This window comes from Sphingomonas sp. P3_C5, from assembly GCF_056402635.1.
Window position 1 is genome coordinate 360717 of the sequence record NZ_JBFUHA010000006.1, and the last position, 12865, is coordinate 373581.

General features: G+C 64.9%; 12 protein-coding genes and 1 pseudogene. All 13 read right to left on the reverse strand.

Translation table 11 applies throughout. The annotated features are described in order from the left end of the window. Positions 1-105: 105 nt before the first annotated feature. Positions 106-249: a cbb3-type cytochrome oxidase assembly protein CcoS gene (gene ccoS, locus AC1DVS_RS17225; protein WP_478025053.1), complete on the reverse strand. Its 144-nt coding sequence runs from the start codon at positions 247-249 to the stop codon at positions 106-108. Continuing rightward, positions 246-2369 carry a heavy metal translocating P-type ATPase gene (locus tag AC1DVS_RS17230; protein ID WP_478025054.1) on the reverse strand — a complete coding sequence of 708 codons (2124 nt, stop codon included), beginning with the start codon at positions 2367-2369 and terminating at the stop codon, positions 246-248. Before AC1DVS_RS17230 ends, ccoS begins: the two co-directional genes overlap by 4 nt. Then, positions 2366-2824, reverse strand: a complete 459-nt coding sequence (locus AC1DVS_RS17235; protein ID WP_478025055.1) for a FixH family protein — start codon at positions 2822-2824, stop codon at positions 2366-2368. The genes AC1DVS_RS17230 and AC1DVS_RS17235 overlap by 4 nt, the downstream gene beginning before the upstream one ends. Further along, entirely contained in the window at positions 2821-4335 is a 1515-nt protein-coding gene (gene ccoG / locus AC1DVS_RS17240) for a cytochrome c oxidase accessory protein CcoG (RefSeq protein WP_478025057.1), read from the reverse strand. The genes AC1DVS_RS17235 and ccoG overlap by 4 nt, the downstream gene beginning before the upstream one ends. Beyond that, positions 4335-5282 carry a cytochrome-c oxidase, cbb3-type subunit III gene (gene ccoP, locus AC1DVS_RS17245; RefSeq protein WP_478025059.1) on the reverse strand — a complete coding sequence of 316 codons (948 nt, stop codon included), beginning with the start codon at positions 5280-5282 and terminating at the stop codon, positions 4335-4337. The genes ccoG and ccoP overlap by 1 nt, the downstream gene beginning before the upstream one ends. Continuing rightward, on the reverse strand, positions 5275-5442 hold the full coding sequence (locus AC1DVS_RS17250; RefSeq protein ID WP_478025061.1) for a cbb3-type cytochrome c oxidase subunit 3: 168 nt from the start codon (positions 5440-5442) through the stop codon (positions 5275-5277). Before AC1DVS_RS17250 ends, ccoP begins: the two co-directional genes overlap by 8 nt. After that, entirely contained in the window at positions 5439-6173 is a 735-nt protein-coding gene (gene ccoO, locus AC1DVS_RS17255; protein WP_478025063.1) for a cytochrome-c oxidase, cbb3-type subunit II, read from the reverse strand. Before ccoO ends, AC1DVS_RS17250 begins: the two co-directional genes overlap by 4 nt. 12 nt (positions 6174-6185) lie before the next feature. Then, entirely contained in the window at positions 6186-7907 is a 1722-nt protein-coding gene (gene ccoN / locus AC1DVS_RS17260; protein ID WP_478025065.1) for a cytochrome-c oxidase, cbb3-type subunit I, read from the reverse strand. A 757-nt stretch (positions 7908-8664) separates the two neighbouring features. Next, positions 8665-9285, reverse strand: coding sequence for a response regulator transcription factor (locus tag AC1DVS_RS17265; protein ID WP_478025066.1), 621 nt, complete (start codon positions 9283-9285; stop codon positions 8665-8667). Further along, positions 9282-10793: a PAS domain-containing sensor histidine kinase gene (locus AC1DVS_RS17270; RefSeq protein ID WP_478025068.1), complete on the reverse strand. Its 1512-nt coding sequence runs from the start codon at positions 10791-10793 to the stop codon at positions 9282-9284. Before AC1DVS_RS17270 ends, AC1DVS_RS17265 begins: the two co-directional genes overlap by 4 nt. A gap of 168 nt (positions 10794-10961) precedes the next feature. After that, positions 10962-12140, reverse strand: coding sequence for a L,D-transpeptidase family protein (locus AC1DVS_RS17275; RefSeq protein ID WP_478025069.1), 1179 nt, complete (start codon positions 12138-12140; stop codon positions 10962-10964). A 31-nt stretch (positions 12141-12171) separates the two neighbouring features. Then, the gene (locus tag AC1DVS_RS17280) at positions 12172-12558 is read right to left on the reverse strand and encodes a response regulator (protein WP_478025071.1); all 387 of its coding nucleotides are present in this window, start codon (positions 12556-12558) and stop codon (positions 12172-12174) included. An 83-nt stretch (positions 12559-12641) separates the two neighbouring features. Next, positions 12642-12865, reverse strand: a pseudogene (locus AC1DVS_RS17285) (IS630 family transposase); the annotation flags it as partial.

Genomic DNA, 12865 nt, shown 5'->3' on the forward strand with positions numbered 1-12865 from the left:
TACCTCGCGAGACTCCTGCGGAAACGTGGATGCCGGAACAAGTCCGGCATGACGGGCAAAGCTGGTCGAATGCAACTCTAACGCTCAGCCCAATGGCAACACGGGCTAATCCTCGTCATCGATCAATATCCGCAACGCCGCACCATCGAGATCTTCGAACTGGCCCGAGCGCGCCGCCCAGAAAAAGGCGGCGAGACCGGCCAGGCCCAGTGCGAGGGCGATCGGGATCAGGATGACCAGCCCAGTCACCGCGCGGCCCCACGCAACCTGAGGGCGTTGGCGACGACGAGCAAGGACGAGCCGGACATGGCGAGCGCAGCGATGAGCGGTGTCACCTGCCCCGCGATCGCGAGCGGAACAGCGAGCAGATTATAGCCGATCGCCAGACCGAAATTCTGCCGCACCACCCGCATCGTCCGCCGCGCGGCTGCAATCGCGATCGGCACCGGCATCAGCCGGTCGCCAAAGAAGACGAGGTCTGCGGCAAGCTGGCTTACGTCAGTGCCGGAAGCCGGCGCCATAGCGACATAGGCGCGCTTCATCGCCGGGCCATCATTGAGGCCATCGCCCACCATCAGGACCTTGCGCCCCTGCGCCGTGAATTCCTCGACGATGCGGTATTTGTCGGCCGGGGCCATGCGCGCACTGCCGGCGATACCGAGCGTACCGCCTATCGTGTCGACCACGGACGCGGCATCACCCGACAGCAATTGCGGCAGGAAGCCCTGCCCACGCAGTCGCTCGATCGCGGCCGCCGCATCGGGGCGTAGCGCATCACCGAAGATCATCAGATGGACGGGCCCAGCACCCACCCTGAAGGCGGCCGCCACCTGATCACCGCCGGTTCCGGCAATGCCGACCCAATCCGGCCGGCCGAGGCGAACGACCTGCTCGCCGATCCGCGCCGCGACACCGAGTCCGGGATGCTCGATCATGTCGGACAGCGCGATCGCCACCGTCCCCTCCTGTTCGAGCAACGCGGCGATCGCGACGGACAGCGGGTGCCGGCTGGCCTGGGCAAGCGACAGCAGAATGCCGCGCTCGGTTGGCCGGTCAGGCATGCCGGACAGCGGCTCGACACGACCAAGCGTGACGGTGCCGGTCTTGTCGAGCAACACGCCATCGGCGGCTGCCAGCCGTTCGAGCGCCGAACCGTCCTTGATCAACACGCCAGCCCGCATCAGCGCCCCGGCCGCGACCACCTGGGCAATCGGCACCGCCAGCCCAAGCGCGCACGGGCAGGTGATGATGAGAACCGCCACCGCGACCGTCAGCGCCTGATGCAGCCCCGCACCCGCGATCAGCCAGCCGACCAGGCTCAGCGCAGCCAGGCTGTGCACCGCGGGCGCATAGAGCCGCGACGCGCGATCCGCGATCCGGACATAGCGCGATTTGCCCTGGGTCGCTGTCTCCATCAGCCGGGCGATATCGGCCACCATGGTCGCGTCCCCGGCCGCAGTCACCTTTATCGTCAGCGGGCCGCTCAGGTTGATCGTGCCGGCGAGGACCGTATCGCCCCTCTCGACCGCCACCGCGATACTCTCGCCGGTGACGAGCGAGCGGTCGACGCTGCTCCTGCCCTCCTCGACGATACCGTCGGCGCCGATCCGCTCGCCCGCCGCAATCAGCAGGCGCATCCCCGGCGCAAGCTCGGCCGCGAGCCGGCGCTGGGTGGTGCCGTCCGGAAGTCGCACCAGCGCATCGCTCGGCACCCGCCGCATCAGCGCCGCCACGCCGTCCGCCGCCCGCGCGCGCATCGCGCTGTCGAGAAAACGGCCGGCGAGCAGGAAGAAGAGCAGCATCGTCGCGCCGTCGAAATAGGCATGCGCGCCGCCCACCGCCGTCTCGTACAGGCTCATCGCAGCGGTGAGCACCACCCCGATCGAGATCGGCACATCCATATTGGTGCGGCCGTGGCGAAGCGCGCTCCACGCACTTTTGAAGAACGGCCGCCCGGCATAAGCGATCGCCGGAAGCGCGATGGCCGCGGAGAGCCAGTGGAACAGCGTCCGGGTCGCGCCCTCGGCACCCGACCAGATCGACACCGACAACAGCATCACGTTCATCGCCGCGAAGCCGGCGACCGCCAGCGCAGTCATCAGCATCCGGCTCTCGCGATTGGCGGCGACTTCGGTCTCGCCGACAAAGGGCTGGGCCTGAAAACCCAGGCGCCCGATCGCTGCCTGAAGCTCTTCGTCCGCGAGATTGGCGACATGCTCGATCCGCACGCGCTTGCTGGTGAAATTCACACGCGCGGCGACCACGCCGGAGATTTCGGGAAGCCCTTTTTCAAGTTTTGCGATGCAGCCGGCGCAGCGCAGCCCGTCAACCGTGAAGGTTGAGGTCGCAAGCTGCGCCGCTGCGCTCATGCGGGAATCTCGTCGTCGAAGCGCGCATCGTGCGCACCGTCCTTTATGTCGACACGCAGCAGCCAGCGACCCGCCGGCAGCGGCCGGGTAGCGAGGAACCGGCCATTGCCGACGGAATGGAACGTGAGGTCGCGCGCCGGCAGGCGGCCGAGCGGATGAGTCGCTCGCGCCGTGACGGACGCACCCGACAGCGGACCACCCGGCGCAATCGCGGTCACGACCACGACGCGGCCAGCCCCAATCGTCGCATCGGCATTCCAGCCGAGATCACGCTGGACTCGCGCCTCGGCTAGCCAGCTATTGAACCGCTGGCTTGCGACATAGCTGTTGTCGACCACAGAGCCGCCGAACGTGCCGATCGCATAGCTCGCCATCAGGACATTGACCGCGATGACCACGCCGAACAGCGCGACGACGATGCCGGTCATGTGCCAGCCGGTGAAACGACGCGTCATTCGGGTTCCTCCGGTCGTTCGAAAAAGCTCTTGTCGTGAGCGGCGCCACCCTCTGCGTCGAGCGCGCGGACGGTGAAGGTCAGGTCGGTTCGCTCAGGTCCCTGGCCGGGAGCAGCGACGAACAGCTGGGTCTGCGCAACCTGGTCGGGCGCGACGCTCAGCTTCAGGCTGCGGGCGGCACGAGTCCGGCCGGAAGCCTCTGTCCACAATACAGCGCCCGGCACGCCGTCGATTGTCACTTCGACGCTACGAGGGCGCTCCTCCATGTTGCGGACCTTGACGGTAAAGGCATTGCGAATGCTGCCGTCGGACAGCCGCACCCATTGCGGATTGCGGGTCTGCAGCACGCTGATGTCGATCCGGGTGCGATTGCCCAGCGCGAACAGCATCACGAGGCCAATCGCGGCCCAGGCCCCGAAATAGACCAGGGTGCGCGGCCGGAAGAGGCGCTTCAACACGGGGACCGGCTGTTCTCCCCGCGCGGCCAGCCGGCCATCGAGATCGGTGGCATAGCCGATCAGCCGGGGCGGCCGGCCGATCTTGGCCATCATCCCGTCACAGGCATCGATGCACAGGCCGCAGGTGATGCAGCCAATCTGCGGCCCTTCGCGAATATCGATCCCGGTCGGGCAGACTGCGATACAGGCATTGCAGTCGATGCAGTCCCCGATGCGCTCGGCCAGCTCGGGCCGCTCCGCCAGCGCAACCAGCGACGGCACCCCGTCATGCTCATGACCCGTCAGGTCACGCTTCAGTCCATGCGTACGCGGCTCGCCGCGCCATGCCTTGTAGGTGACGGTCAGCGATTTCTCGTCGAGCATCGCGCTCTGGATGCGCGGCCACGGGCACATATAGATGCAGACCTGCTCGCGCATCAGGCCGCCGAAGATATAGGTCGTGGCGGTCAGCACGCCGACCGTCGCATAGGCAATGAACGGCGCCGCCCCATGCACGAACGCATGGCCGAGCGTAGGTGCATCGGCGAAGTAGAAGATCCAGGCGCCGCCGGTCAGCGTGCCGATGATCAGCCAGATCGCATGTTTCACAATGCGGCGCGCAATCTTGGCCGGTCCCCAGGGCGCCCGCTGAAGCTTGATCTGCGCGTTGCGATCACCGTCGATCGCGCGTTCGACATGGACGAACAGATCGGTCCACACCGTCTGCGGGCACGCATAGCCGCACCACGCCCGCCCCACCGCCGAGGTGACCAGGAACAGGCCGATACCAGCCATGATCAGCAACCCGGCGACATAGTAGAATTCGTGAGGCCAGATCTCGATCGAGAACATGTAGAAGCGGCGATGCGCCAGATCGACCAGCACCGCCTGGTCGGGCGCCCAGGGCCCGCGATTCCAGCGCAACCAGGGCGTCACGTAATAGATCGTCAGCGCCACCGCCATGATCGCCCATTTCAGGCGCCGGAACGGGCCGTCCACTGCCTTGGGGAACACCTTGCGGCGTGCCTCGAAGAAGTGTTGCCCGTCTCCAATCAGATCATGCGGACTCGACATCAGGGATGCTGCTTCACCGGAACCGCGGCAGCCACGACCGGCGTCACCGCCGCCGGCGTCTTCTCACCACCGCCCAGCGAGTGGACATAGGTCGCCAGCATCTTGATCGTCACCGGATCGAGCCGCGTTCCCCAGGCCGGCATGATGCCGTAGCGTGCGTTGGTCACCGTCTCGGTGAGGGTGTCGCGGTCACCGCCATATAGCCAGATCGCGTCGCTCAGATTGGGTGCGCCAAAGGCCCGGTTGCCCTTCGCATTATCGCCGTGGCACGCCGCGCAGTTATTGGCGAACAGGGTCGCGCCCCGGCGGGACGAGGCGCTCGCATGCTCCTGTCCTGACAGGAACCGGACATGGGAGACGACGTCCTGCACCTCCTCGGGCTTCAGGATTCCGTCGCGGCCGAATGCCGGCATCTGCGACATGCGGGTCTGGTCGTCACCCGGCTGGCGAACGCCGTGCTGCAGCGTCTGCTCGATGGTCTTGATGTCGCCGCCCCAGAGCCAGTCGTCATCATTGAGGTTGGGGTAGCCCTTGGCACCGGCGGCACCGCTGCCATGACACTGGCTGCAATAGACCTTGAAGGCCGAACGCCCGCCTTCCTGGGCGGTACGCAACAACCTCGGATCGTCCGGCAGCCGCTCGATCGGCATTCCGGCGAGCGCCAGCATCGTCGGTGCGCGGCGGGCGTGATCGGCGGTCATCTCCCGGGAAAGCTGGCCGTGGCTCGACCAGCCCAGCGTGCCCGGCGTGGCACCGTGCAGCATCGGGATCGCCGGATAGAGGACGACCCACACCACCGCGAAAGCGATGCAGGCATAGAAGGTATAGAGCCACCAGCGCGGCATGGGCGTATCGAGCTCCTCGATCCCGTCCCATTCGTGCCCGACAAAGCTCGTTCCGGTGGGCCCGTCGATGCGCTCATCACCGATGCGCTTATCGTCAGCCATCCAAATCGTCCTCTTGCTCGAAGATGCTCATTGCCGCCTGCCGATGACCGGCTGAGACGGAGCGAAGGAAAGTCCAGCCGACAAAGGCCAGAAAAGCGACGCCCATCAGGACGAGGCCCCAGCTGTCGGCGAACTCGCGCAGCAGATCATAGGTCGTCATCGCGCCTGCTCCCGCGGCGCCGCCGACTTGAAATCAACCTGGGTACCGAGGCCCTGGAGATAGGCGACCAGCGCATCCATCTCGGTCAGCTGGCCGGGCTTGCCGTCAAAGTCCCGCGCCAGAGCCTTGGGGTAGCGTTTCAGCAGCCCGGCGGTATCGCCCTCGCCCGTCGCCTGCACCGCGACATCGTCAGCCGCCTTGGCGATCTCCACGTCGGAATAGGGCACGCCGACACGGCGCAGCGCCGTCAGATGATCGCCGATATGGCTGATATCGAGGTCACGATCGGCCAGGAACGCATAGGGCGGCATGATCGATTCCGGCACCACCGCGCGGGGATCCACCAGATGCTGGACATGCCATTCATCCGAATAGCGCCCGCCGACCCGCGCCAGATCCGGCCCGGTGCGCTTCGATCCCCATTGGAAGGGGTGATCGTACATGCTCTCCGCGGCGAGGCTGTAATGCCCATAGCGTTCGGTCTCGTCGCGGAACGGCCGGATCATCTGGCTATGGCAGCCATAGCAGCCCTCGCGGATATAGATGTCGCGGCCGGCCAGCTCAAGCGGCGTATAGGGGCGGACCCCCTCCACCCTGGTGACGGTCGAGTCGATCCAGAACAAGGGCGCGATCTCGACGATGCCGCCGATCGCGACGGTGATGAAGGCAAGGATCGCGAGCAACGTGACGTTGCGCTCGATTACCTTGTGACGGTTGAGGACATTGGCCATGAAGTCGCGTCCTTACTCGGCGGGAACGGGCAGCAGGGGCTGGTCCGGCGTTGGATCGGGGGCGGGCACCGCTGGTGGTGGCGTTGCCTTCGCGGGCACGAGCGGACGGTCGCGCGCCGGGTCATAAGCCGGTGTCGACATGGGCGCCTCGTCGCGAAGCTTGCCCGCGATCGTCATCCAGATGTTCCAGACCATGATCAGCGCGCCGGCCAAATAGAGCAGCCCCCCGGTCGCCCGGATCAGGTAATAGGGATGCATCGCCTGCACGACTTCGGCGAAGGAGTAGACGAGATAGCCGTCGCTCCCATATTCGCGCCACATCAGCCCCTGCATGATGCCCGCGACCCACATCGACGAGGCGTAGAGGACGATGCCGAGCGTCGCGCACCAGAAGTGCCAGTTCACCATGCGCAGCGAATAGAGCCGGCTGCGACCCCAGAGCCGCGGCGCCATGAAATACAGCGCGCCGAAGGTGATCATGCCGTTCCAGCCGAGCGCGGCGGAATGGACATGGCCGATTGTCCAGTCGGTATAATGGCTGAGCGAGTTGACCTCCTTGATCGACATCATCGGCCCCTCGAAGGTGGCCATGCCGTAAAAGGCGAGCGCGAAGACCATCATGCGGATGATCGGATCAGTGCGGATCTTGTCCCAGGCGCCGTTGAGCGTCATCAGGCCGTTGATCATGCCGCCCCAGCTCGGCATCCACAGCATCACTGAGAAGACCTCGCCGAGCGTCTGCGCCCAGTCCGGCAGCGCCGTGTAATGGAGGTGATGCGGCCCGGCCCAGATATAGAGGAAGATCAGCGACCAGAAATGGATGATCGACAGCCGGTAGCTGTAGATCGGCCGTTCGGCCTGTTTCGGCACGAAATAATACATCATGCCCAGGAAGCCCGCGGTCAGGAAGAAACCCACCGCGTTATGGCCGTACCACCACTGAGTCAGCGCATCCTGCACGCCGGCAAAGGCCGAATAGGATTTCGAGCCGAGCAGCGAGACCGGCATCGACATGTTGTTGACGAGGTGGAGCATCGCCACCGTGATGATGAAGCCGAGATAGAACCAGTTTGCGACATAGATGTGCGGCTCGGAGCGGCGCACGATCGTGCCGACGAACACCGCCAGGTACGAGACCCAGACGATCGTCAGCCAGATGTCGACATACCATTCGGGCTCGGCATATTCGCGGCCCTCGGTGATGCCGAGCAGATAGCCGGAAGCCGCCAGCACGATGAAGAGCTGATATCCCCAGAACACGAAGCGCGCGAGCCAGGGAAACGCCAGCCGGGTCCGGCAGGTGCGCTGCACGACATAGTAACTGGTGCAGATCAGCGCGTTGCCGCCGAATGCGAAGATCACCGCTGAGGTATGCAGCGGGCGCAACCGGCCGAAAGTGGTGTATTCGGAGTGGAGGTTGAGCAGCGGAAAGGCGAGCTGCGACGCGATCACCACGCCGACCAGCAGCCCGACCACGCACCAGAAGACGGTGGCGATCACCCCCCAGCGAATAACCTCGTCGTCATAGCGGTCGCGCGGCGCGGGAAGCGATCCGCCCGATGCCAGTGCCGCATTGCCGGCCCCGCGCATCGTCCAGACCGCCGCCAGGAATGCGGCGCCCGCGACGATCACCATCTGCACGGCAAAGCCGTGATCGATCGCATTGGCTGACATCAGCAATGCGAAAAGCGCAATCAGGAGCCACCCCCCGGCGCGCAGCAAAATATCGTCCATTCGCTCCTCCGCGGCCACAACCACACGGCCCCTGGCGCACGCCCTTGGCGGACGTTGCCGGTGCGGCCCTTGACCTTCGTCAAATCGATTAGAGGCCGGCGAATGGCCGGGCTGTACGTAGAGTTACGCGGTCGATCGCCCCCGGTGCGGGGGGTCGATTCAACCCATCCCGGTCTTTGCTATGGTCCTCGATCCGGTGCTGCGCCGGAATGCTCTTTCTTATTGTCGAGTCTCTCGAAACCCGGCGGCCGGCGCGCGCCGTCTGGCGGGGTAAACCGGCGCCGCAAGAAAAAGCGGCCTTAATTCGCGCGACTCGCAAAATTCAATACTTCGTTACGGAGATTAGCTTAAGGAAAACCTGGCCGTGCCGACGATTACTCTACGAATAATAATCAAAAGCAGATCCAGATTCCTCTAAAATCCCACCGGACAGCGGCGGATTCAAATTTGAAAAACCCGGCTGCTGGCTCGCAAAAATGCCTTCTCGCCAACCACGGCACCAGGGCCGGGTCGCAGACGTGCCATGATTAGCCTTCGAGATTGGCTGAAAGCGGAATGTATAGTGCTATAATACTGAAAATTCGCGGCCAGGCATTGGCAACGAATAATGCGAGGCACCAAGCCATTATTTTTGCTCGGAAATCGCCAAAAATCGCGCCCATTATCGGCCGTTTTTACCGCTTTCCCGTGTTTTTCCGCCCAAATCGCAAAAATCGGCCAAGTATTCGTGTTGGATAATCCGCCTCCCGGTCGACCCTCAGGCCTTCCCGCCGAGGCCGGCGGCGAAGGCGATCCTGAGCGCATCGGACAGGCTGCGCGCCTGAAGCTTGGTCATGATATTGGCCCGGTGCACCTCGACGGTGCGTGGCGAGATGTCGAGATCATAGGCGATCGTCTTGTTCGGCAACCCGGTCGCCAGCCCCTCCAGCACCTCGCGCTCGCGGGGCGTAAGGCCGGCAACCATCACCTCGGCCTCCCCGGCGCGGACGGCGGCGCTGTCGGAGCGGTCCATGCGCTCGAACGCAGCCTCGATCGCGCCCATCAGGACCGCTTTCTCGAACGGCTTCTCGATAAAGTCGACGGCACCGGCCTTCATCACCTGCACCGCGATGGAAATGTCGCCGTGCCCGGTCAGGACGATCACCGGCATGGTGATGCCGCGTTCGTTGAGCGCCTGCTGCACCTCGAGCCCGTCCATCTCCGGCATGCGGACGTCGAGCAGGATACAGCCCGGCGCGACGTGGCGCGCCTCCTTCAGGAAAGCGGTGCCGGAGCTCCAGGTCTCCACGTCGAAACCCGACGTCTTCAACATGAAGCTCGCGGAACGCCGGATCGCGTCTTCATCATCAACGATATGCATCAGGCGTTTCTGGCTCATTCCGCGCCCTCCCCTGCCAGCATCAGCGTAAAACAGAACGCCGTCCCGCCCCCCTCGCGCGGCTCCATCCAGATCCGCCCGCCATTGGCCTCGACGATCGTCCGGCAGATCGACAAGCCGAGGCCAAGCCCCTCGCTTTTCGTGCTGTTGAAGGCACGAAAGAGATTCTCGGCGATCTCGGGCGCAACCCCGGGCCCGGTATCGGCGATGGTGACGCGCGTGAAGCCAGGCGCGTCCGGCCGGCTAGAAATGAACAGCCGCCGTTCCGGGCAGCCGGCCATCGCCTCGGTGGCATTGCGCATGAGATTGATCAGAACCTGCTGGATCTGCACCTTGTCGACCAGCACCGTCGCCGGGGCGAGATCGAACGTGACATCGACACCTTTCTCCCGCGCGCCGATCAACCCCAGCTTGGCGGCTTCCTCCACCAGCTTCACCAGGTCTTCGTCCGACTTCTCGACCTCGCCCCGCGCCACGAAATCGCGCAGCCGCCGGACGATGTTGCCGGCACGCATCCCCTCGCTCGCCGTTTCGCGGAGCGCCTCCCTGATCATCGGCAGGTCTTCCGCCTTGGGATCCTCGAGCAGGTCGCTGATTGCCTGCACATAGTTGGTGACGGCGGTGATCGGCTGGTTGAGCTCATGCGCCAGGGTCGAGGCCATCGTCCCCATCGCGCTCACGCGCGCGACATGGATCAGATCGGATCGCAGTTCCTCGATGCGCTCCTCGGCGGCAAATTTCTCGGTCAGGTCGCGCACGAAACCGGTGAAGACGCGCTGATCCTCAGTGATCGCCTCGCCGACCGACAGCTCCATCGGAAAGGTCGAGCCATCGCGGCGCATGCCCCTGACCACGCGGCCGACACCGATGATCCGCTTCTCGCCGGTGTGCAGATAGCGTTCGAGATAGCCGTCATGCTGCTCCCGATCCGGCGAGGGCATCAGGCGGCTGACATTGGTCCCGATCATCTCCTGCTCAGTGAAGCCGAACAACCGCTCCGCCGCGGCGCTGAACGACAGGATGCTGCCGCGATCGTCGATCACCACCATTGCATCCGGAACGGTCGAGAGGATCGATCCGAGATGGGCGGCATTCGCCGAAAGCGCGCGTTCGGCGGCGCGCTGATCGGTCACATCGCGGATCACCTTGCCGAAGCCGCGCAACGTGCCGTCGTCGCCACGCAATGCCGTTATCGAGATATGCGCAAGGAACTCGCTGCCGTCCCTGCGCCGCCGCCAACCCTCTTCTTCAAGCTTGCCCAGTTGCTCCGCCCGCGCCAGATCTTCGAGCGGCTTGCCCTCCTCGATGGCGTCAGGCGGATAGAAAATGCTGGTGTGCTGGCCCAGCACCTCTTCCTCCGCCCAGCCCTTCAGGCGTTCCGCCCCCTTGTTCCAGATCGTGACCCGGCCATCGGTGTCGAGCATATAGATCGCATAGCCGGCGGCTCCGTCGATCAGGAGATTGAGCTCCTCCGCAAGATCGCGCGCCGCGTCCGTTCCGTGGCTCACGTCCCCGGCGCTTTCAAGGGCTTGGGCGCCATCGTCGACTTCCCTGACATTGCGAATCGATACACCAGATAGCGCCATCTGTCGTATCATCAACGCAGCCGAAATGGACTGACCTGTGGATGGCGCAGCGCGAAGCTTACGAGCGCCCGTGGTCTAGCGGCCCGCCGCTCAGAATCCTCGTGCGGCAGTCAGGAACGGATCGCGACGATAGACGTCATCGAAATAGTCGACCCCGCCGGGGGTCGCCGCGTTGGCGACCGCTGTGAAGTAGACGATATAGACCGGCACCGGCTTATCCAGCGCGATGGTGTGGTTGGTCCCCGCCGCCAGATATTGATCGAAGCTGCGCGCACCCTCCGCGCTGAGCAGGGTCCGGGCTAGGCGCGCGGGATCCTGGGTACGGATGCAGCCATGCGAGAAGGCGCGGACTTGCTTGTCGAACAGCGCGCGCGACGGCGTGTCGTGGATGAAGACGCTGTAGGGATTGGGCAGCTCGAATTTGACCTGACCGAGCGCGTTTAGCGGGCCCGGGCGCTGCCGGACCTGAAGTCCGCCAGCACCACGGGTCGCGACATAGCCCAGCCGGACGGCCTCGGCCGGGCGATTGCGCACCGTTGCGCCGACACTCTCCGCGACGATGTTGCGCGGCACATTCCACCATGGATTGGCGGTTACGCCGGTAACGAGCGCAGCGAACCCCGGGGTCGGCGAGGCCGGCTTGCCGACGATGACGCGGTGGCTTTCGATGACGCGATCATTCTCGACCAGATCGAGCTGATAAGCGGCGGTATTCACCCAGAGATAGTGATAGCCGAGCGATCGCGGGAGCCAGCGCCATCGTTCGAGGTTCAGGCTGATCGTCGTGCAATGCGCCGGCGTGTCGCATGACGGCAGCGCGGCGCGCAGCGCGACATAGCCCGGCGCTTGCGGGAGCAGGCGCTGCAGCGCGCCGGTGACATCATGGCGGTCGATCGCGTCCTGCAGCCAGGGTCCGAGATCGACCGGGTCAGGGCCGATCCCCCATTCCTTCCGCGCCGATGGCGGCGCCGATCCAGCCGCATAGTCATGCGCGAGCAGCAGCGCGCTACGATTGGCATAGGCATCGATATCAGGCGCCCCGCGGGTAATCGCCTGGCGCAGCTCGGCCGCGCCATAACGCTCGGGACGCAACCCCTCGCGCGCCGAGCGGTCGACCTCCTGGAGGAGAGCGTCGAGATCGGCGGGCGACCACCGCGCCGGCGTGGCCGTAGTAGGCTGGGCCGCCGGTTGCAGCTGGCCGGCGACGGCAAATGTCGGAACAGCGGCAGCCGCCAGGGCCGCGGCAAAGCGAAAGCGGGACCACCTCATAGACAAATGCAACGTCCTTCGATCGCGTCGTTCAGGCGACAAGAGCGCCGGCCAGCTCGTTGGGGCGGAGTGGCTTTTCGAGCACCGCGTCGAACCCGCAGGCCGTGGCGCTGTCGACAAGCGCCGCCGAGGGGAAAGCGGTGATCAGGATCGCGCGCCCGTGCCACCCCGCGCGGCGGAGCGCCCGCAGCACGCCCAGACCGTCGCCGTCGGGCAACCGGTAATCCGTCACCAGCAAATCCATGTCCTCGCACCGCAGGTCATCCAGAAACGGCCTGGCCGAGGCAAAGGAGCGGACGTCATATCCCCGCGCGTGCAGCACGAGCTGAAGCGACCGTCGAACGGGTTCGTCGTCTTCGACCAGCACTGCCCGGCGGCGCGGATCGGACGGCTGCGACGTTGGTGGGAACTGAGACATCGCGGCACCTGGCAATTGCTGATGCACCGACTTGCCGGGTCAGCGCGCCGCCGTCTCTACGCAGAGTTCCTAGTCACCTGAATCTAAAGTTCGGTGCATAATGTTTGCTCGGTCTTTTGACAGAAGCGTTTGACGGCGGCGAGGATATCGTCGGCGGATTTGGTCCATCGGAAAGGCTTTGGATTGGCGTTGTGCCGATCGATGAAGCTTCGGATATCGGCTTCGAGTTGGGCTGTGGAAGTGTGGACACCGCGCTGGATTTGCTTGCGGGTGAGTTCGGCGAACCAACGCTCGACCTGATTGATCC

Bases quoted from the DNA above. Each gene is read 5' to 3' on its own strand.
- AC1DVS_RS17275 (WP_478025069.1), bottom strand. From the start codon at position 12,140: ATGAGGTGGTCCCGCTTTCGCTTTGCCGCGGCCCTGGCGGCTGCCGCT.
- AC1DVS_RS17280 (WP_478025071.1), bottom strand. From the start codon at position 12,558: ATGTCTCAGTTCCCACCAACGTCGCAGCCGTCCGATCCGCGCCGCCGG.
- ccoP (WP_478025059.1), bottom strand. From the start codon at position 5,282: ATGGCTGACGATAAGCGCATCGGTGATGAGCGCATCGACGGGCCCACC.
- AC1DVS_RS17235 (WP_478025055.1), bottom strand. From the start codon at position 2,824: ATGACGCGTCGTTTCACCGGCTGGCACATGACCGGCATCGTCGTCGCG.
- AC1DVS_RS17265 (WP_478025066.1), bottom strand. From the start codon at position 9,285: ATGAGCCAGAAACGCCTGATGCATATCGTTGATGATGAAGACGCGATC.
- ccoG (WP_478025057.1), bottom strand. From the start codon at position 4,335: ATGTCGAGTCCGCATGATCTGATTGGAGACGGGCAACACTTCTTCGAG.
- ccoN (WP_478025065.1), bottom strand. From the start codon at position 7,907: ATGGACGATATTTTGCTGCGCGCCGGGGGGTGGCTCCTGATTGCGCTT.
- ccoO (WP_478025063.1), bottom strand. From the start codon at position 6,173: ATGGCCAATGTCCTCAACCGTCACAAGGTAATCGAGCGCAACGTCACG.
- AC1DVS_RS17250 (WP_478025061.1), bottom strand. From the start codon at position 5,442: ATGACGACCTATGATCTGCTGCGCGAGTTCGCCGACAGCTGGGGCCTC.
- AC1DVS_RS17230 (WP_478025054.1), bottom strand. From the start codon at position 2,369: ATGAGCGCAGCGGCGCAGCTTGCGACCTCAACCTTCACGGTTGACGGG.